Raw genomic sequence first — 20,911 nt, 5'->3', positions numbered from 1 at the left:
GCCCTACACCCCGGCCGGCTCGACGACATTCAGCCCCGGCCCGAACCGGGCCATGCGGGCGAAATGACGCGCGTTGAATGTCAGCAGGTGGTCGATCCCGTGGGCATGGCACACCGCCACCAGCCGGGCGTCATGGACCTGCTTGCCCACGATCCCCATCCCCTCGACCAGGGCCTTCCACGCCGGGTAGATGGCCTCGGTATCGGGCAGCAGGGGAAATGTGGCTTCGAAACCATCCGCCATCAACGCCGCTTCGATGGGCGGCAGATCCAGGCCGTTGACCGAAGCGGGGCGGGTCGCCACGTTGCGGAATTCGATGAGGTTCTGCGGCGTGACGTGGAGCGATTCGCCTTGCCGATGCAGGCGGATGATCGCTCGGTGGGTGACCGCATAGCCTTCCCCCAGCGTATTCGCCATCCGGACGAGGACGTTTGTATCGAGCAGATACGCCATCAGTCGTACATCGCTTCGCGACTCAAAGCCCAGTCCGACGGAGAAACGCCGCAATTGGTCGCGATGCCGCGCAGCTTGCGTTCCCACTCGTCACGCGGCGGTTCGAGTTCGGGCGTCGGGGCCAGGAAGCGGTGTTCCAGGACCGCCAACGCCAGTTGTTCGGGGGAAATGCCCAGCGCCTTGCCGCGTTCGATGAGGGCAGCGGTCAGTTCGGGGCCGAGTTCGAGGATCATCGTCCTGTCCTCCGAAGGGTTGGATCTCTCCCATATCGTACACCAATCCCCCGGGGTGCCCAAGCTTGGCCGATGCGGCGGGCGGGCCGCCCTGGCATGATGGGGGGAGGGAGACGGCCACCTGACAGAGGAGAGGATGACGTGACTTCGACGCGGCGGATTGCGGGGATGGCTTGGGTCCTGGTCGGCCTGATGGTGGGCGCGGCGGCGGCCGAGGAGGCCGCGCCCGGGGTGGTGGTGTTGCGGGGCGGCTGGATCGTCGACGGGACCGGCAAGGACCGATATCGGGGCGACGTGGCGATCCGCGGGGATCGGATCATCGCCGTGGGGGCGTATCAGCCCCGGCCCGGCGACCGGATCGTCGACGCATCGAAATGGGTGGTCGCCCCCGGGTTCATCGACCTCCACTCGCACTCCGACGGCCCGATCGTGAGGCCGGAGACCCGGTCCAACCGCAACTTCCAGGCGCAGGGGGTGACGACCGTCGTCACCGGCAACTGCGGCGGCGGGGCGCTGGACGTGGCGGAGTATTTCCGGGCCATCGATGAGGCCGGGGCCGGGACCAACGTCATCCACCTGATCCCCCACGGGGCGGCCCGCAGGAAGGTGATGGGCAACGTCGATCGCGAGCCCGACGCGGCGGAACTCGACCGGATGCGCGCCCTGGTCGATCGCGGCATGGCCGACGGCGCCTGGGGGATGTCCACCGGGCTGATCTACCTGCCGGGCCGGTACAGCAAGACCGCCGAATTGGTCGAGCTGTCCCGCGTGGTCCAGAAGCGGGGCGGCCTTTATGCCAGCCACGTCCGCGACGAGGGATCCGGCCTGCTGCGGTCGATCGACGAGATCCTGACCATCAACCGCGAGGCCGGCATCCCGGTCCACGTCTCGCACCTCAAGGCGAGCGGCAAGAGGAACTGGGGCCTGACCGACGCCGCCTGCGCCCGGATCATGGAGGCGAGGAAGGACGGCCGGGTCATCAGCGCCGACCAATATCCTTATATTGCGTCCAGCACCCAACTCGCGGCGATGGTCGTGCCCCCCTGGGCCCGGCAAGGGAACGCCGCCGAGTTCGCCCGGATCGCCGACGACCCCGTGCAGGGGCCGAAGCTCCGCCGCGAGATCCAGCGCGACCTGGACGCCCGCGACGGCGGCGGATCGGTGCGGATCGCCCGCTACGCGAAGAAGCCGTCCCGGGTCGGCAAGGACCTGAATCAAATCGCGAAGGAGGAAGGCTCGACCCCGATCGACGTGGTGATCGACATCGAGCGCAACGGCGGGGCTCAGGCCATCAGCTTCGGCATGAGCGAGGCCGACGTCCGGTCGGTGATGGCCCACGACTTCGTCGCCACCGCCTCGGACGGCTCGGCCCATCGCCCGGGCGGGACGGATAAGCCGCACCCGCGTTCCTACGGCACCTTCCCGCGCAAGATCCGCTACGCCCTGGACGACAAGGTCATCACCCTGGAGCAGGCGATCCGCTCGTGCTCGGGCCTGCCGGCGACGATCCTGGGCCTGCCCGATCGCGGGATCCTGAAGCCCGGCGCGTATGCCGACGTCGTGGCCTTCGACCCCGACACGTTCCGCGACGCGGCCACCTTCGACGACTCGACCCGATACGCCCCCGGCGTCAAGTTCCTGTTCGTCAACGGCGTCGCTGCAATCGCCGACGGGGAGCCCCGCCCCGCCCTGCCCGGCCGCGCCCTCCGGCTCAAGAAGGACGGGCCCGCCGACCTGATCCTCAAGGTCGGCCGGATCTGGACCGGCAACCCGGATCAACCCGAGGCCGAGGCCCTGGCCGCACGCGGCGGCGAGATCGTCGCGGTCGGCTCGATGGCCGACGTCGAGCCGTTCCGGGGGCCGAGCACCCGCGTCGTGGAGTCGCCCGACGGCTTCGCCACGCCCGGCCTGGTCGATGCCCATGCCCACCTGATCGAGCTGGGGGCCAACCAGGAGGAGATCGACCTGCGCGGGGCCGAGAGCGCCGACGAGGTGGCCCGGCGGGTCAAGGCGAGGCTCGACGCCACGCCCGGCGACGGCTGGATCATCGGCGCCAACTGGGACCAGAGCCTCTGGCCGGGCGGGGCGTTCCCGACCGCGGCCGTGCTGGACGCCGTCGCGCCCGGCCGCCCGGTCTGGCTCCGCCGGGTCGACGGCCACTGCGGATGGGCCAACGCCGAGGCGATGCGCCGGGCCAAGGTGACCGCCGCCTCGCAGGCCCCGCCCGACGGCCAGATCATCCGTGACGACAAGAATGAGCCGACCGGCATCTTCGTCGACGGGGCGATGGGGCTGGTCGCCTCGGCGATCCCGCGCGGGACCGACGCCGACCTGGCCCGCCGCATCCTGGTCGGCCAGGAGATCGTCCTCAAGAATGGGCTGACCGGCATCCACGACGCCAGCGTCTCGCCCCGGGCCGATGCGGCCGCGTTCCGGGCGCTCGACCGGGCCGGGAAGCTCAAGATCCGGGTCTACGGGATGGCCAACCCGCCGACCGGCCGCGAGGTCGAGTTCGTCAGGCAGCCCCCCGCGCCGGACGAACCCAACGCCCGGTTCCGGCTCCGGGCGATCAAGCTGTTCGCCGACGGCGCGATGGGGTCGCGCGGGGCCCTGCTGTTCGAGCCGTATGCCGACGACCCCCGCAACAAGGGACTGGCGCTGATCGAGCCGAAGCTTCTGGAGGAGATCGCCACCGAAGCCCTGCGGCACGGCTGGCAGGTCTGCACCCACGCGATCGGCGACAAGGGCAACGCCATGGTCCTGGACGCCTACGAGGCCGCCCGCCGCGCCGTGCCCGAGGCCCGCGACCCCCGGCCGAGGATCGAGCATGCGCAGGACGTCCGGTTCGCCGACGTGGCCCGGTTCAAGGCGACCGGCACGACGGCCTCGATGCAGCCGTCGCACTGCTCCGACGAGATCCGCTGGGCCGAGGTCCGGCTCGGCCCCGAGCGGGCCAAGGGGGCCTATGCCTGGAAGTGGTTCGCCGATGCCGGCGTGCCCCTGGCCTTCGGCAGCGACTTCCCGGTCGCACTGGTCGACCCACTCTACGGGATCTACGCCGCCGTGACCCGGCGCGAGCCCGGCGGCAACCCGCCCGGGGGCTGGAACCCCGAGCAACGCCTGACCATCGACCAGGCCCTGGCCGCCTTCACCTCGGGCGCCGCGCGGGCGGCGTTTGCCGAGGATCGGCTCGGCACGATCAAGGTCGGCTATCGCGCCGACGTGTCGGTGTTCGACCGCGACCTCGCCCGGATCGACCCGGCGGAGATCCGCAACGCCAAGGCGCGGATGACGATCGTGGAGGGTGAGGTGCTCTACGAGGCGTCTCGGCCGTGAGGCGGAACCTCCGGCGTGGGGGGTGGAGAACCTTTGATCCACTTCCCGGTCTTCTGATCGATGTGCCGGACTTCCATCCGGCACATATTCTGATCGCAACCGAAGGCCGACAGTAGGACCAGGCACACGATGAGGCGTTTCATCTCCTGGTCCCCCTGCCGCCGCTAAGGGTGAGGTGAGTCATCACCCGGGAAAATGGGGAATGGGCACCCACCGCCGCGCTGCGTGAACCCGCCCCGGTCTCCCCAACGCAGAACGGGCGAGCCGGCTTCGGCCGCCCGCCGAAAGCTAATCGTTAACCGCCCTACCCTCAAGCCGACTTCTTCTTGGCGTCGGGCTTGGGCAGGGAGGGCTGTTCCTTGTAGCCGGGGGTGACCTTGTCCAGGTTGGGGGTGACGTCGGCATCCACCCGGCCGGTGGCCCAGCCCAGGGCGCCCAGGAGCAGCCCCTGGAACATGGGGTTGGCCCAAACGTCCTCGCGGTGGCCCATCGACGTGTAGAAGACGCGGCCCTTGCCGTGCATCCGGGCCCAGGTCTCGGGGAAGTCGGGCCGGGAATAGTAGAAGTCGTTCCCGGTCTTCTTCATCCCCTCGGTGACCTGGGTCAGAATCACGTGGAGGTCATCGGCCCAGTTCTTCTGGGTATACCACTCGTCCATGATCTCGAACGTGTCCGACCCGAACGCCTTGGCGCCGGGGAAGTCCGGCGAGGCGACGCGGATCTTGCTCTTCTGCTGCGAGCCGTGGCCGGCGAACTCGCCGCCGATCATCTGTATGTAGGGATCGTCGGCGCCGCGCTTTCGGTGGTGGCCGAAGGTGTCCGTGGCGCAATGGATGCCGACGAAGCCCTTGCCGGAGAGGATCGCGTCGTAGAACGCCTTCTCGCCGTCGGCGGAGATGGGCGGGGTCTTGTCGGTGCCCTCCTTGGTGAGGTCGCCGGTGGTCTCGAAGGCGAAGGCGTCCCACTGGCCGATCTTGTCGGGGTCGAACATCCGGCCGTCCTTGGAGGCGACGACCTCGAAGCCGTGCTCCTTGCCCAGCTCGGTCAGGATCTTCTCGGCGTGGGCGGGGCTGCCGTCCTCGGTGTTGACCACCGAGTGCGGGAAGCCGGAGCTCTTGGTGAAGAAGAGGACCTTCCTGGTCGGCCCCCCCTTCTGGGCGGCGAACAGGCGGTTGAGCGGGGCGGGGGCGAACAGGGCCGCACCCGCGGCGAGCATCATCCGGCGGCGGTCGAGGGTCATGGCTGGCGTGTCTCCCTGGGAAGCGAAGGCGGGGGCGCCCGGCCGGTCGGCCGGTCGGAGCAGGCCATCGTAACGACGCCGGTGGGGCCGTTCGAGCCCGGCGATGGGTTTCTCGCCCGATCGGGCCGGGCCGGCCGGCGGCGTCGCGGGCTCGATCCGCGGAGAAATCGCCGCATTCGTTCACCGGCCCGATCCTCGTGTCCTACGGTTGCAGTGGAGATCCCGATTGGTGGTTCGGCCAGGAACGTCTCCCGTCGGTGGTCCCGGCATGGCCGGAGGAACAGCGAGACGACGCGGTCCCATCCTTCTCCACCCCGAGACACGGCCACGTGAGATTTTCACTCGAGCACAAAGTTGGCCTCCTGTTCGTGATGGTGGCGGCGATCACGATCGTCGTGGGGGCGATGACCTACCGGATCGTCGAGGAGTGCGCGAACGACGATCGGTGGGTCGAGCATACCCACCAGGTCCTCCGCCGGCTGGACCTGCTGGCCTCGCTGGTCGCCAACGCGGAGAGCGGCAATCGGGGGTATGTCATCGCCGGGGATGAGCGGTTCCTGGCCCAGTATCGCGCGACCCTGCCGCGATTCGATCGGGTGCTGGCCTGGCTGCGGGCCGAGACCGGCGACAACCCCATCCAAAGGGCGTGCCTGGACGAGCTGGAGCCCCTGGTCGACCGCCGTCTGAAGCGGCTCGCCGCCGTCAACGCGCTCCGGTCCGAGGGAGGGTTCGAGGCGGCCCGGTCCTCGATCCTGGACGGCCAGGGCCTGGGGCTGACGGCCTCGATCCAGGGGGTGCTGGAGCGGATGGCCGCCGAGGAGAACCGCCTCCTGACGATCCGGGTGCCCCGGGCCGAGGCCAGCACGCGGAAGCTGTTCTTCGTGGTGGTGCTGGGCTCGGCGGCGTCCCTGCTGATCCTGATCCTGGTCTTCCGCCTGATCGGCCGCGAGATCGCCCGCCGGGGCCGGGCCGAGGCGGCGTTGCGCAAGAGCGAGGCGGAGGCGACCAAGCTGTCGCTGGTCGCCAGCCGCACCAGCAACGCCGTCCTGATCTGCGACCGGGAGGGCCGCGTCGAATGGGTCAACGATGGCTTCTCGCGGATCAGCGGCTACGAGGCCTCGGAGATCCTCGGCCGGACCCCCTTCGACCTGCTCCACGGACCGGATTCCGACTGGGAGGCCCTGAGGAGGCTGGAGGCCGCGGTCCAGGCCGGCCGGCCGTTCCGCGCCGAGCTGCTCCACTATGCCCGGGGGATGCGCAAGTTCTGGGCCGACGTGGAGGTCCAGCCGATCTTCGACGCTGAGGGCGTGCTGGTGCATTACCTGATGATCTTGAACGACGTGACGGACCGCCGTCGCTCCGAGGAGCGCCTGGCGGTGCAGCACGCCGCCACCCGGATCCTGGCCGCGTCGTCGGCCCTGGAAGACGCCATCCCGCCCCTGCTGGAGGGGATCGGGCGGAGCCTGGGCATCGACGCGGTCGAGTACTGGAAGGTGGATGCCGCCGCGGGCCTCCTGCGGCTGGCCGGGCACTGGTCCGCGTCGCGGCGTGCGGAATCGATGTATGCCGATGGGCCCGACGGCGTCACCTTCGCGCCGGGGGTCGGCCTGCCGGGGCGGATCTGGGAATCGGTGGAGCCGGCGTGGGTCGCCGACCTCGGCCAGGACGAGGCCTTCGTCCGCCAGGAGGCCGCCCGCCGCGCCGGGCTGGTCCACGGGTTCGGCTTCCCGGTGGCCGGCAAGGGCGGCGTCGCCGGGGTGATCGTCATGTTCGCCCGCGACGTCCTGCCGGCCGACCCCGTCCTGCTCCGGGTGCTGAGCTCGCTGGGCCATCAGGTCGGCCAGTTCATCGACCGGAAGAAGGGGGAGGCCGAGGTCCGCGAGAGCGAGGAGCGGTTCCGCACCCTGGCCGACAACGTCCCGATGATGATCTGGCTGGCCGACGCCGACCTGAACGCGACCTGGTTCAACAAGGTCTGGTTCGACTTCACCGGCGGAGACATGGCCCAGGCCCTCCACCAGGGCTGGGCCGAGCTGATCCACCCCGACGACCTGGAGCCCCTCCGGGCGATCCTGGCCCGGGCCCGGGCGGACCACCTGACCTACAAGGCCGAGTTCCGGCTCCTGCGCCGCGACGGCGAGTGGCGGTGGATCCTGACCCAGGGCGTGCCCCGCCGGCTCGCCGACGGCACGCTGCTCGGCTTCGTCGGCAGCTGCCTGGACGTCACCGACATGAAGGGCGCCCGGGAGATCGCCGAGGCGGCCAACCGGGCCAAGAGCGAATTCCTGGCCAACATGAGCCACGAGATCCGCACCCCGATGAACGGCGTGATCGGCATGACCGAGCTGGCGCTGGACACCGAGCTGTCGCCCCGCCAGCGCGAGTACCTGGGCCTGGTCAGGTCGTCGGCCGACGCCCTGCTGACGCTGATCAACGACATCCTCGACTTCAGCAAGATCGAGGCCGGCAAGCTCGACCTCGACCCGGTCTCCTTCGACCTCCGCGAGGTCCTGGACGACACCATGAGGATCCTGGCCCAGCGGGCCCACGCCAAGGGGCTGGAACTCGCCTGCCGGATCCCGTCGTCCGTGCCCGACGCGGTGATCGGGGATCCCGGGCGGCTCCGCCAGATCATCGTCAACCTGGTCGGCAACGCCATCAAGTTCACCGAGCGCGGCGAGGTCCTGGTGTCCGTCGAGGTCGAGCCCGGCGAGGAGGCCGGCCCCGGCGGAGCGATCCTCCGGTTCACCGTCGTCGACACGGGCATCGGCATCCCCCACGAGAAGCGGCAGTCCATCTTCGCGCCGTTCGAGCAGGCCGACGGGTCGACCACTCGCAAGTACGGGGGGACCGGCCTGGGCCTGGCCATCTCCTCCAAGCTGGTCGAGATGATGGGCGGGCGGATCTGGGTGGAGGGGCAGCCGGGCTGGGGCAGCACCTTCGCCTTCACCGGGCAGTTCGGCGTGGACGAGGCGGCCCGCCCCGCCCCGCCCCCGCCCCAGGCGGGCATCATCATCGGCCTGCCGATCCTGATCGTCGACGATAACCAGACCAACCGGCGAATCCTGGTGGAGATCCTGAGCAACTGGCAGGCCCGGCCCGTGGCCGTCGCCTCCGCGGCGGAGGCCCTGGCCGCTATCCGCCGGGCGGAGCGGGCCGGCGAGCCGTTCGCCATGGCCCTGATCGACGGCATGATGCCCGAGATGGACGGCTTCGAGCTGGCCGCGCGGGTCCGGGAACTGCCCCGATCGGCGCGGCCCCTGCTCCTGATGCTCACCTCCAGCGCCGCGGACGACAACTCGCCGCGCTGCCGCGCCCTGGGCGTCGCCGGCTGCCTGACCAAGCCGGTCCGGCAGTCGGAACTCTTCAACACGATCATGAACCTGCTCACCCGGCTGGAGCCCGGCGGGCCCGCGGCATCCCCCGCCGCGCCGGCGGCCGACGCTGCCCCGGCGCCCCGGGGCCGGCCGCTCCGGATCCTGGTGGCCGAGGACAACCTCGTCAACCAGAAGGTCGCCGTCTGCATGCTCCAGGGGGCGGGCCACCGGGCCGTCGTCGTCGGCGACGGGCGGTCCGCCCTGGCGGCCCTCCGCGACCAGGGGCCCTTCGACATGATCCTGATGGACGTCCAGATGCCCGAGATGGACGGCTTCGAGGCCGTCGCCGCGATCCGCGCCCGGGAGGAGGCCGAGGGCGGCCGGATCCCGATCGTGGCACTCACCGCGCACGCCATGAAGGGGGACCGCGAGCGATGCCTGGCCGGCGGCTTCGACGACTACCTGACCAAGCCGATCCGGGGCCCGAAGCTCCGCGCCGTCATCGATGGGCTGGGCCTGGATCGCGACGCCCCGCCGGCCGACCTGCCCGGGCCCCCCGAATTCGACCACGCCGCGGCGCTGGAATGCGCCGGCGGCGACGAGGACCTGCTGGGCGAGGTGGTCGGCCTGTTCCTGGACGATTGCCCGAACCTCATGGCCTCCCTGGATGATGCGGCGGCGCGGGCCGACGGCCCGACGCTCCGACGCCTGGCCCACACCCTCCGCGGGGCCGCCAGCAACTTCGCCGTCCACCGGGTGACCGAGGTGGCCCAGGAGCTGGAAACCCTGGGCCTGGCCGGCCAGTGGGACGGGATCCCGCCGGCCCTGGGCCGGCTCCGATCCGCCCTGGATCGGGCCCGGCCCCACCTGGAACGACTCGCGGCTCACCGGGTTTGACGGGATGGCGGGGCGGGCTCCCTCCCCCTCGACACTCCCCAAGAATGCCCCCAGAGGAAAGCAGACCCCAGATGTCTAGCCAGACCGAGAGCATGCCGAGGCGAAGGGCGGGCGACCCGGAGGGACCGGCGATTGGCGCCGTCCTGGTGGTCGACGACTCGCCGATCGACCGCCGCCTGGCCGGCGCGATCGTCGAGAAATCGCCGGGCCTCCGGGCGATCTACGCATCGGACGGCCGCGAGGCCCTGGAGATGATCGGCCGCGAGAGCCCCATCGCCGTCCTGACCGACCTCCAGATGCCCGAGATGGACGGCTTCGCCCTGGTCCAGGAGATCCGGGCCAATCACCCCCGCCTGCCGGTCATCCTGATGACCGCCTACGGCAGCGAGGAGGTCGCCATCCAGGCCCTCCGCGCCGGGGCGGCCAACTACGTCCCCAAGAAGGCGCTGGCCAAGGAACTGGGCGAGACCCTGCGCCAGGTCCTGAAGGTCTCGGCCGTCGACCGCCGCCGCCGCCGGATCCTGGGGGCGCTGGACCGTCGCGAGTCGAACTTCCTCCTGGAGAACGACCCCGACCTGATCTCGTCGCTGATCGAGCTGCTCCAGGAGGACCTGAGCGGCATGGAGGTCTGCGACGAGACGGCCCGGATGCGCGTCGGCGTCGCCCTCCAGGAGGCCCTGAGCAACGCCCTGTACCACGGCAATCTCGAAGTCAGCTCCGACCTGAGGCAGGCCGACGAGCGCGAGTTCTACGGGCTGGCCGACGACCGGCGGGGGCAGGCCCCGTTCCGCGACCGCCGCATCCACATCCACGCCCGGTTCCGGCCCGACGAGGCCCGGTACACGATCACCGACGAGGGGCCCGGCTTCGACACCTCGCGGATCGACCGGCCGATCGACCCCGAGGACCTGATGCGGGTCGGGGGCCGGGGGCTGCTCCTGATCCGCACCTTCATGGACGACGTCGTCTTCAACGAGGCCGGCAACCAGATCACCCTGGTCAAGCGGGGCGGGCGCGGGGCCGATCGCCCCGCCCCGGCCCGCGAGCTCGAGGCGGTTACAGGACGAAGTTGACCAGCTTGCCCGGCACCACGATCACCTTGCGGATCGCCTTGCCCTGGAGCAGCGGGATGATCTTCTCGCTGGACCGGGCCGTCGCCTCGATCTCCTCGGGCACGGCGTCGGCGGCCACCAGGATGACCGCCTTCCGCTTGCCGTTGACCTGCACCGGCACCTCGATCTCGTCGTCCTTCAGGAGGGCGGGGTCGAACGTCGGCCAGGGGGCATAGGCCAGGGTGTCGGCGTGGCCGAGGATCTGCCACAGCTCCTCGGCCAGGTGCGGGGCCATCGGCGCCAGCAGCAGGGCGAAGGTCTCCATCGCCGCCCGGGGGCGGACTTCCTGGCCGGTGAAGACGTTGACGAACTCCATCAGGCGGCTGATCGCGGTGTTGAACCGCATCGCCTCCAGGTCGTCGGTCACGGCGGCCACGGTCCGGGCGATCACCTTGGCCTGCTCGGGCGTGGGCTCGGCGTCCTGGACCCTCGGGTCCAGGGCGATCTCGTCCTCCTCGAAGGCCACGATCATCCGCCAGGCCCGGCCTAGGAACCGATGCACCCCCTCCACCCCGCGCATGTTCCAGGGCTTGACCGCCTCCAGCGGGCCCATGAACATCTCATAGAGCCGGAGGCTGTCGGCTCCGTAGTCCCGGACCACCTCGTCGGGGCTGATGACGTTGCCCCGGCTCTTGCTCATCTTGTGGGCGCGGGCGTCGATCTTCACGGTCGGGTCCGCCGCCAGGACGAACCCATCCCCCTTCTTGACGACCTGGTCCTCGGCCAGCTTGACCGGGCGGGCCTTGCCCTCCTCGTCGCGCGTGGCCTCGGCGGGCGGGATCCAGCCCCCCCGCTCGTCCTGGTAGCCGGTGTACTCGGTCTCCCCCAGGATCATCCCCTGGTTGACCAGCCTGTGGAACGGCTCGGGCGTGGAGACGCGGCCGTGGTCGAACATCACCTTGTGCCAGAACCGGCTATACAGCAGGTGCAGCACCGCGTGTTCGGCCCCGCCGACGTACAGGTCCACCGGCATCCAGTAATGCTCCAGGTCGGAGCCCCAGGGGGCCTGGTCGTTCTTCGGGTCGAGGTAGCGGAGGTAGTACCAGCACGACCCAGCCCACTGGGGCATCGTGTTGGTTTCCCGGCGGTACTTCTCGGAATAACGAACCCAATCGGTGGCCTTGCCCAGGGGCGGCTCGGGGCGGCCCGACGGCTTGAAGTCGTCCAGCTCGGGCAGGAGCACCGGCAACTCGGCCTCGGGCACGGCGGAGACGCGGTCTTCCCCGTCGATCAGGATCGGGAACGGCTCGCCCCAGTAGCGCTGGCGGCTGAACAGCCAGTCGCGGAGCCGGGTCGTCACCGTCTTGCGGCCCCGGCCCGTCTGCTCCAGCCAGGCGATCATGGCGGCCTTGGCCTCGGCCGTGGGCAGGCCGTCCAGCGAGATCGAGTCGTTGCCGGAATGGACCGCGACGCCCTGCGCCGTGTCGGCTTCATCCAGCGGGGCGTCGGCCTCCTCGACCGTGGGGGCGACCACCCGGACGATCGGCAGGGCGAAGGCGCGGGCGAACTCGAAGTCGCGCTCGTCGTGCCCCGGCACCGCCATGATGGCCCCGGTGCCGTAGCCCATCAGGACGTAGTCGGCGATCCAGACCGGCACCTTGCGGCCGTCGACCGGGTTGATGGCGAATCCGCCGGTGGCCACGCCGGTCTTGACCTTGGCCAGGTCGGTGCGGTCCAGGTCGCTCTTGGACGCCACGCCCTGGCGATAGGCGTCCACGAAGCCTTTCTGCTCGGGGGTGGTCAGGCGATCGACGAGCGGATGCTCGGGGGCCAGGACCATGTAGGTCGCCCCGAACAGGGTGTCGGGCCGGGTGGTGAAGACGCGGATCGCGTCGTCGCCCGGTTTCTCCGGGAAACCGGTTTTCGACCGCGCGGCGGTCCAGGCGTCCGGGTCGGCGGCGATGATGAAGTCGACCTCGGCCCCCTCGCTCCGGCCGATCCAGTTGCGCTGCATGTCCCGGATCGGCTTGGGCCAGTCGACCAGGTCCAGGTCCTCGACCAGCCGGTCGGCATAGGCGGTGATCCGCAGCATCCACTGCTTGAGCGGCATCCGCACGACCGGGAAGCCGCCGACCTCGCTCTTGCCGTCGACCACCTCCTCGTTGGCCAGCACGGTCCCCAGCCCCGGGCACCAGTTCACCGGCACCTCGGCGCGATAGGCGAGGCGGCGGGCATCGCGATACGCGGCGGGATCGACCGTCCCCTCGGGGATCGGCAGCTCGGCGATCGGCCTCCCTTTCCCGACCCGTTGCCGGCCCTGGGGGTCGGTCCACTCGTGGTCGGGGTCGTACCAGGTGTCGAACAGCTGGAGGAAGATCCACTGGGTCCAGCGATAGTAGCCCGGGTCGGTGGTGTCGACCTCGCGGTCCCAGTCGTAGGAGAAGCCCAGCGACTTGATCTGGCGGCGGAAGTTGTCGATGTTCTTCCGCGTGGTCACCCGGGGCTGGACCCCGTGCTTGATCGCGTACTGCTCGGCGGGCAGGCCGAACGCATCCCAGCCCATCGGGTGGAGGACGTTGTAGCCGAGCATCCGCTTGTATCGGCAGAGGATGTCGGTGGCGGTGTACCCTTCCGGGTGGCCGACGTGGAGCCCGTCCCCGCTGGGATACGGGAACATGTCCAGGACGTAATACTTGGGCTGACCCGCCTTCGGCTCCCCGGCGCGGAACGTCTTGTTCTGCTCCCAGAAGGCTTGCCACTTCGGCTCGATGCGCTGGGGATGATAGGCGGGCATGGTGGGGTCGGGCTCGGCTCGGGGCGTGATCGGTATCGGGGACGGCACCTCCCCGGCCCATCGACAAAAACGGCCCGCCGACGGTTCGCGGGCCCGCCGATCCGGGGCGGAGGACGCCCCGCCCAGGATACCGATTCCCCGCCGACCCCGCCAGCCGCGCGACCGCAATCGAAGCCGCCGGGGATGACCGACTCCACCGGGATCGGCACATGCCCGGAGGCTCCTCCGGATGGAATGTCCGAGGCCCCGCGATCCGATCGGTCTTCTCGTTCGTCCTTTCGGGACGTGGGAGGCTGCTTCGCGGCGTGAGGGGATGATTGGAGTCAGGGTCAAGTTGGATGCCACGGCGGAGCCCGGATGACGTGATTCAACGGAGAGTCTGGTGGAAATGGGGCGAATCCGGATTTCCTCGTTCTGGAACAATGTGCGATAATTAGTTCTCTCATTGCCATTGATTCATCGAGCCTGGATGATCCGCCGGGCGATCCTCTCCCACGATCCCTTTTGGCCTTCCCAGCAATCATCGCTGGGTGATGTGAGATCCATTCAATGACCCGACACTGTTCCCGACGCGCCTTCACCTTGATCGAGCTGCTGGTGGTCATCGCGATCATCGCCGTGCTGATCGCCCTGCTGCTGCCCGCCGTGCAGGCGGCACGCGAGGCCGCCCGCCGTTCCCAATGCACCAACAACCTCAAGCAGATGGGGCTGGCGGCCCTCAACTTCGAATCGACGAACCAGACCCTGCCGCCGAGCTGGTCCCCCTACCCCGGCGCCAGCGGGGGGGGCAGTCGGGTGAACGTCCTCGCCTTCATGTTGCAGAACCTGGAGCAGGGGAATCTCTACAATATCTGGAATTTCCAGGTCGACTCCAATGGCGGCTCGGCCTGCTGCGGCAAGTTCAATCTGACGGCTCGCATCATGCAGGTCTCCACCTACCTCTGCCCGTCGGATCCGAACACGGGAATCGTGCTGGACGCGTCCGGCAGCGGGCTGCCCTGCGCTCACAACAGCTATTTCGCGAGCACCGGGAACACGGCCTCGCAATACATCCCCGGGGGCGGGACATCGCTCCAGGAGACCAATCCGGCGAACTTCGGCCTGTTCCACGTGCGCTATGATTCGTCGCAGCAGCAATATCTCGATCCCCCCACCAACAGCCAGCCCAATCCGCAGTACCAGGCCGTCATCGGCACGAAGCTCTCCGAGATCACCGACGGGACCTCCAACACCGCGATGTTCTCGGAGGTGAAGATGTCACGCTTCAACAATTCGGCCCTGCCGGCCATCGATCAGGCCAATCAGATCGACCCGGTGCAGCTCGCGCCGAATGCCGGCTTCACCCTCCAGACGCCATCGGCCGATTGCGTCACCATCACCAGCCGGATCGGCTATCGCGGCAACCAGTATTACCGCCAGATCCCCGAAACGTACAATTACAGCCACACCGTCCCCCCCAACAACCCGAAGGTCGACTGCGGCGACGCCTCGATCGTGGCCGCCCACATCTCCTCCCGGAGCTACCACCCGGGCGGGGTCAATACCGCGTTCGCCGACGGCTCGGTGAAGTTCATCAAGAGCACGATCAATCTCCTCACCTGGCGGGCGCTGGGCACCCGCGCCGGCGGTGAGATCATCAGTGCCGACGCATATTGATGGAAATCATCACTGCCAAGGAGAGCATCATGCCCCGCCGCGATCGAGCGTTTTTCGCCCTGGTTTTCGCCTTGCCTTTGCTCCTCGCGAGCGGTTGCGGCCGGGGTGACGGTTCGTTGGCGCCCGCCGACGCCCAGGAAGATCTCAGGAAAAGCACCCTTCGCGAGGTCGGCGAGATGCTGACGCTCTACAAAGCGAGCAAGGGCAAGCCTCCCGCGAAGGTGGCCGATCTCGCGACCTTCGAGGTCGGCTTCCAGGTCGGCTATCTCCGCTCGAAGGAGGGGGAGGTCCTCATCGCCTGGGGCGCGCCGATCCAGGAGGGGGCCGCCGATACGATCCTCGCCTGCGAGAAGCAGGCCCCGGCCTCGGGCGGCTATGTCCTCATGCAGGATGGTCAGACGGTCCAGAAGTTGACCGCCGAAGAATTCAAATCGGCGAAAAAGGCCCCGGGCCTGGCCACCGCGGGCACCTGATCCGCTTTCCCCGAGATTCCTGGGCAGCGGCCCGCGATGCGTGGGCCGCTGCCTCGGGTTTCCTCGGCCGATCCGGCCGGCCCGGATGGACGCGGCGGGCCGGTGCGGACGGGATGGGCTGGCCGGCGGCCGGCCACCCATCGCCCCTCCTCCGACTCACTTCTCCTGGAACAGCATCGGCGCGAACTCGGCCAGGTAGTCGCGCCAGTTGAGCCAGGTGTGGCCCCCGTCGGTCTCCTTCGAGGTGACCTGGAACTTGTGCTTGCCGAGCATGTCGACGGTCGCCTTCGAGGTCTGGACGAGGAAGTCGTCCTTGCCGCAGCCGAACCAGACGAGCTTCAGGCCCTCCTTGAGGGAGGCGTCGTCGAGCGTCGCCCGATGGGCGTCTTCCCACTGGGTGCTGGGCGCGCCGCCGTTGCGGCCCCCGGCGATGCCGAAGATGCCGGAGCTGAAGACGCCGATGTAGCCGTAGTCGCCCAGCTTGTCGAACGCGACGCTCAGCGTCTGGGCCCCGCCCATCGAGAGGCCGGCGATCGCCCGGCTGGCCCGGTCGGCCTTGACGCGGTAGTTCTTCTCGATGTAGGGGCGGAGGTCTTCGGAGAAGTCCCGGCCGAACTCGTCCATGGGATTCCCGCCGCCCCCGCCGGGGGGGCGGGACGGGCCCGTGTGGCCGGCGGGCATGACCACCAGCATCGGCCGGGCCTTGCCCGCCGCGATCAGGTTGTCGAGGATCACGCCGGCGCGGCCGACCGAGGCCCACGAGTCGTCGCTGTCGCTCGCCCCGTGCAGCAGGTAGAACACCGGGTACTCGCCCTGGCCCTTCTCGTAGCCCGGCGGCGTGTAGACGTGCATCCGACGCGGCCTCTTCAGCGTCGAGGATTGGTAGGTGACCTCCGCGACCGCCCCGTGGGGCACGTCCTTCAGGTCGAAGAGGTCCGAGCCCGGGACGAGGGCCAGGCTCCAGGTGGTGGCGTTCGACTCGCTGGTGGCGGGGTTGCGCGGGTCGACGACGGACAGCCCGTCCACCTGGAATTTGTAGCGATAGGCGCCCGCCGGGACGGGGCCGACGGTCGTCTCCCACACGCCGTTGTCCCCCTTCTTCATCTCGGCCGCCGGGCCCAGGCCCGGCAGGTCGCCGCCGGACAGCCGCACGGCCTCGGCCCGGGGCGCGTGGATCCGGAACTTGACCTTGCGCTCGGGCGAGACCTCCGTCGACGCGAATTCCGGAGGCCGATTCCCATTCGGTCCCTGCGCCTCCGCGGCGAGCGGGAGACCCGTGCAGGCGACCAGCAACCACGCGCAAAACCTCGGCGTATGCATCATGTCGGACCTCGGTGATGGGAACAGGGTCGGTGGGGAGAGGCTACCTTCTCTCGGGACGCCCCGCCACAAGCGGGCGGGATGGCTCACCGCTTCCGGTCTTCGGGGAACATGACCTGCGCCGTCTGGTGGAGATAGCGCCGCCAGTTGGCCCACTCGTGCCCGCCGGTGCTCAGGACCCAGAAGTTGCGGACGCCGTGCTTGTTGATGACCGCCATCACCGCCTGGCCATTCTTCAGCGCGATGTCGGTCTCGCCCTGGGCCATATAGAACGGGACCCTCAGCAACTCCTCGTTGGTCCTGGGGTCGTCCAGGACCGCCTCGAAATTCTCCTCGAAGGCGGCCACCCGGTCGGGGAAGTAGCCCGAGCTGTACACATACAGCTCGCCGAAGGTGTCGAGGTGCGCCAGGCCGGTGTTCATCACGACGAACCCGCCCATCGAGAGGCCCGCCAACGCCCGGTTCTCCCGGCCCGGCTTCGCCCGGTAGTGCGACTCGACATGGGGGATGATGCCCTTGAGGAATTCGAGGGAGCAGGCGTCGTCCTCGCCGGGCTTCGGCGGGTTGGGCGAGGCGATGCCCCCCGTGTTGGGCATCACCACGATCATCGGCTTCGCCTTCCCGGCCGCGATCAGGTTGTCGAGGATGAACTGGGCGTGGCCTCCCTGCCGGGCGGTGCTCGTCCACTTCGCATCGTCCTCGCCGCCGCCGTGGTTCAGGTAGAGCACGGGGTATCGGGCGTCCGCATCCGCCTCGTAGCCCGGCGGCAGGTAGACGTGCATCCGCTTCTCTTTGCCCTCGTGGTTCCTGTAGGTGGCCCGTTCGACCTTGCCGTGGGGCACGTTCGCTTCGGCGTAGAACGAGGGGTCGTCGAGCGTGGGGAGCGCCGGCAGGATCGGCAGCGGGGTCGGCCCCGGCTTCGGCACCGGACGGGGCCCGCGAGGACCGCCCCGCCCCCCCTCCTTCGGGGCCTGGCCCTTGGCCGCCCCGGGGGGCCCGGGGTCCGGCTTCGGGTCCTGGGCGGAGGCGCTGCGGCCGCAGGCCGAGGCCAATCCGAGCACGGCCATCGAGAGCAGGAGACGCGATGCGATCATGGTGCCCGGTTCCTGGGGAGGGAGGATGTTGCGGCCCCGAATCATGGAGAGACTAGCGACGAAACGGCCCCTTCGGTACCCGGTGCCGGACCACGAAAGCGCCCCCCGCGGCCGGGATGGGGGCAGGCCCGCCGGTCGCCGCCGTCCCGGGACCCGATCCCGAGGTAGCCCCGGTCGAGTGGCGAAGGGGCAACTTTTCCGCGACGGATCGGATCTCACGTTCCCATGACGGGGCGGACGGGGTAGGCTGGCGGCCGTTCCCAATCCACCGAACGACCGGGCCAACGACCAGGGCGGAGCGATCCGCCCGCGACCCCCGACGGCGTCGCGAGCGGAGGCGGCACATGGGCGACGGGAGTGCCGGCGGGACGCCGCGCGTCCTGGTGATCGAGGACAACGCGGCCGATCGGGCGGCCTACAAAAGGACCTTGCACGCCTTCTCGCTCCAGTTCGCCGACTCGGGCGAGGCCGGGCTGGCCCGGCTGGCGGCCGGCGAGCCGTTCGACCTCGTCGTGCTCGACTACAACCTGCCGAAGATGAACGGCGACGAGGTCCTGGCCCGGATCCGCGGCGGAGATCCCGCCTTCGCCCAGGTCCCGGTGGTGGTCGTGACCGGCGGGGGGAGCGAGAGCGTGGCCGTGGACCTCCTGAAGAAGGGGGCCTCGGACTACGTGACCAAGGAGGAGCTGCACACGCCCCGGGTCGCCTCGGCGGTCCGGTTCGCCCTGGAACGCCAGCGGCTCGACCGCGACCGCAAGCGGGCCGAGGAGGAGCTGCGGCTCCGCAAGGACGAGCTGGAGGCGGCGCTCCGGCAACTCCAGAGGGCGCAGGCCCACCTGATCCAGGCGGAAAAGATGGCCAGCCTGGGGCAGCTCGTCGCGGGCGTGACCCACGAGATCAACAATCCCCTGGCCTACGCCGCCAACAACCTCGCCGTGCTCGACCGCGACGTGCGCAAGGTGGCCGGCCTGGTGGCCCTGTATCGCGCCCACCTCGGCGACGACCTCCCCCCCGCGCTTCGCGAGGAGGAGGAGCAGCTCGACCTCGACTACACCCTGCCCAACCTGGCCCGGCTCCTGGCCAGCACCCGCCAGGGGCTGCACCGGGTCGGCGAGATCGTGGCCAACCTCCGCGACTTCTCCCGGCTCGACGAGGGGGAGTGGAAGGAGATCGACCCCAACGAGGCGGCCCGGGTCACCGTGGCGATGGTCGGTTTCCACGCCCGCCAGAAGGGGGTGGCGCTGGACCTGGCGACCGGCGACGCGCCGATGCTCTGGTGCAACCCCGGCGAGATCAACCAGGTGCTGCTCAACCTCCTGATGAACGCCCTCCAGGCGGTCGGCACCGGGGCGACCATCGGCCTGAGCGTGGGGGCCTCTCCGGCGCGCGACGAGGTGATCTTCGCGGTGGCCGACGACGGGCCGGGCATCCCGGGGTCGATCCGGGGCAAGATCTTCGACCCGTTCTTCACCACCAAGCCCCAGGGGGTCGGCACCGGCCTGGGGCTGTGGATCACCTACAACATCGTCGCCGACCACGGCGGCCGGATCGAGCTGGCCACCGAACCCGGGCGGGGGACGACCTTCACCGTCACCCTGCCGTTGCGGAGCCCGGAGCCGCCGGGCTCAGCGTAGGGCCTGGGTCGACCGGAGCCCGGCCGCGGTGAACCGGAACTGCTCGGCCAGGCGGGCCCTCTGGTCGCTGTTCAGCGGCTTGGTCTGGGCCTCCGGCCGGGTCAGGTCGATCCCCTCGTCCTTCATCCCGGCAACGACCCGGGCCATGACCGGCGCGAACAGGTTCTCCACCCACACGGCGCGGCGGTCCTTGTCGCGGGGGACCACCACGTCGAGCCGGCGGGTCATCTCGTTGGCGGCGTCGGTGTAGCTCCGGTAGGTTTCCATGCGGTCGGCCACGGCGTCGAAGATCTTCGACAGGTCGTCGGCGTACATCGTCCCGCCGTCGATCGACGACAGGGCGACCCGCGCCAGCTCGTCGATGGCCATGGGCGGCCCGCCGTCCGGGTCGGTGGCGGAGACCCGCGCCGTTCCCCCCACGGCCACGGATACCGTGCTGGGCTCGCTCAGGTGGCCGCTGGGCGTGGCCACCACCAGCGAGAACCGGTACTGCCCGGCCGCCGGCGGGACGAACGAGCAGGTCGGCCCGTCGGTGGCCGGCAGCGTGACTTTGGGGCCGCCGGTCTGGATCCAGCGGTAGCGGAGCTTCCCCCTCGGCTCGCTGCGGACGCCGTTGAGCGTGACCCGGCGGCCGACCTTGCCCGCCTGGTCGTCCCCGGCGTCGGCGCGGAGGGTCAGGTCCTCCTCGACGTGCCCGGGGTTCTCGACCTCGACCGTCACCGGCCGGGCATCGACCCCCGAGTCGTTGCCCACCACCAGGACGAACCCCAGCCGGGCGGCGTCGGCCGGCACGGTGAACCGGGCCACCGCGTTGCCCGGGTTGATCAGCGTGACCTTCGGCCCCTGGGTCTGGAGCCACTTGTACCAGAGCTTGCCCCCGGACGAGGCCGTGCCGTCGAGGTTGACCCGCAGCCCCGGCGAGACCGTCCCGTCGACCCGAGGGGCCGACCGGAGCGGGCCGGATTCGGGGATCGGCACCGGGCCGACGTCGGCCACCGGCGGCCCGATCGCCGCGTCGGGCGGCAGGGTTGCCTGGCCGGGGGCGGCCGACGCGTTCAGCAAGAGTCCGAGGCCGAGGGCCATCGTGGCGGCGGCTGTTCGGGATCGCGACATCGGCACTGACCCTCCTTCCCTGGAACCTGGCCCATCGATCGCCGTCGATCGACACCCCTTGGTTTCGGACCGCATCGCCCCCCGATTTGACGCCAATCCCGCTTCGCCCACCCGGCCCCGCCCCCCAGCCGATCCCCCCGGCATAATCGGAGGCCGCCCCTTGGGCCGGAAGGTCGCGAGCCACCGGCCCCGGGGTGGCGGCGCCCTCGTCGATTATCGATGTGCGTTTTCATCAACGATCTTGATGCTGCTTGCGTGGGCGCGGGGCGACGAATAGATTCATAGTCGCGGCGGCCACG

The 20,911-nt window shown here is 70.0% G+C and carries 13 protein-coding genes; 6 read left to right on the top strand and 7 right to left on the bottom strand.

Annotated features, from left to right (window positions below; translation table 11 throughout):
• Positions 1–3: 3 nt before the first annotated feature.
• Entirely contained in the window at positions 4–453 is a 450-nt protein-coding gene (locus TA3x_RS18700) for a type II toxin-antitoxin system VapC family toxin (protein WP_435016178.1), read from the bottom strand.
• Entirely contained in the window at positions 453–686 is a 234-nt protein-coding gene (locus TA3x_RS18695) for a hypothetical protein (protein WP_435016177.1), read from the bottom strand. Before TA3x_RS18695 ends, TA3x_RS18700 begins: the two co-directional genes overlap by 1 nt.
• A 168-nt stretch (positions 687–854) precedes the next feature.
• On the opposite strand from TA3x_RS18695, the gene TA3x_RS18690 reads away from it, so the two are divergent.
• Positions 855–4,022: an amidohydrolase family protein gene (locus TA3x_RS18690; RefSeq protein ID WP_435016176.1), complete on the top strand. Its 3,168-nt coding sequence runs from the start codon at positions 855–857 to the stop codon at positions 4,020–4,022.
• Between the two features lie 310 nt (positions 4,023–4,332).
• On the opposite strand, the gene TA3x_RS18685 is transcribed toward TA3x_RS18690, so the two are convergent.
• A complete protein-coding gene (locus TA3x_RS18685) occupies positions 4,333–5,262 on the bottom strand; it encodes a ThuA domain-containing protein (RefSeq protein ID WP_435016175.1) in 930 nt (309 codons plus the stop codon).
• Between the two features lie 329 nt (positions 5,263–5,591).
• On the opposite strand from TA3x_RS18685, the gene TA3x_RS18680 reads away from it, so the two are divergent.
• Positions 5,592–9,476, top strand: a complete 3,885-nt coding sequence (locus TA3x_RS18680; protein WP_435016174.1) for a response regulator — start codon at positions 5,592–5,594, stop codon at positions 9,474–9,476.
• A 71-nt stretch (positions 9,477–9,547) separates the two neighbouring features.
• Positions 9,548–10,549: a response regulator gene (locus TA3x_RS18675; RefSeq protein WP_435016173.1), complete on the top strand. Its 1,002-nt coding sequence runs from the start codon at positions 9,548–9,550 to the stop codon at positions 10,547–10,549.
• Here TA3x_RS18675 and leuS read toward each other — a convergent pair.
• On the bottom strand, positions 10,533–13,322 hold the full coding sequence (leuS, locus tag TA3x_RS18670; RefSeq protein ID WP_435016172.1) for a leucine--tRNA ligase: 2,790 nt from the start codon (positions 13,320–13,322) through the stop codon (positions 10,533–10,535). The genes TA3x_RS18675 and leuS overlap by 17 nt on opposite strands.
• A gap of 549 nt (positions 13,323–13,871) precedes the next feature.
• Here leuS and TA3x_RS18665 point away from each other — a divergent pair.
• Both TA3x_RS18665 and TA3x_RS18660 read left to right on the top strand, forming a co-directional pair.
• Positions 13,872–14,978 carry a DUF1559 domain-containing protein gene (locus tag TA3x_RS18665; protein WP_435016171.1) on the top strand — a complete coding sequence of 369 codons (1,107 nt, stop codon included), beginning with the start codon at positions 13,872–13,874 and terminating at the stop codon, positions 14,976–14,978.
• On the top strand, positions 14,978–15,451 hold the full coding sequence (locus tag TA3x_RS18660; protein WP_435016170.1) for a hypothetical protein: 474 nt from the start codon (positions 14,978–14,980) through the stop codon (positions 15,449–15,451). Before TA3x_RS18665 ends, TA3x_RS18660 begins: the two co-directional genes overlap by 1 nt.
• Before the next feature lie 156 nt (positions 15,452–15,607).
• On the opposite strand, the gene TA3x_RS18655 is transcribed toward TA3x_RS18660, so the two are convergent.
• Both TA3x_RS18655 and TA3x_RS18650 read right to left on the bottom strand, forming a co-directional pair.
• Entirely contained in the window at positions 15,608–16,774 is a 1,167-nt protein-coding gene (locus TA3x_RS18655; protein ID WP_435016169.1) for an esterase, read from the bottom strand.
• Between the two features lie 83 nt (positions 16,775–16,857).
• Entirely contained in the window at positions 16,858–17,865 is a 1,008-nt protein-coding gene (locus TA3x_RS18650) for an alpha/beta hydrolase (RefSeq protein WP_435016168.1), read from the bottom strand.
• Between the two features lie 344 nt (positions 17,866–18,209).
• On the opposite strand from TA3x_RS18650, the gene TA3x_RS18645 reads away from it, so the two are divergent.
• Positions 18,210–19,499, top strand: a complete 1,290-nt coding sequence (locus tag TA3x_RS18645; protein WP_435016167.1) for a sensor histidine kinase — start codon at positions 18,210–18,212, stop codon at positions 19,497–19,499.
• Here the strand turns inward: TA3x_RS18645 and TA3x_RS18640 are convergent.
• On the bottom strand, positions 19,491–20,612 hold the full coding sequence (locus TA3x_RS18640) for a PKD domain-containing protein (protein WP_435016166.1): 1,122 nt from the start codon (positions 20,610–20,612) through the stop codon (positions 19,491–19,493). The two genes, TA3x_RS18645 and TA3x_RS18640, sit on opposite strands and share 9 nt — an antisense overlap.
• Positions 20,613–20,911: the final 299 nt, after the last annotated feature.

The sequence above is a fragment of the Tundrisphaera macrotermitis genome (assembly GCF_051175315.1).
Classification (GTDB): Bacteria; Planctomycetota; Planctomycetia; order Isosphaerales; family Isosphaeraceae; genus Tundrisphaera.
Note: the sequence above shows the minus strand (reverse complement) of the source record. Positions and strands in the feature narration are given on the sequence as shown.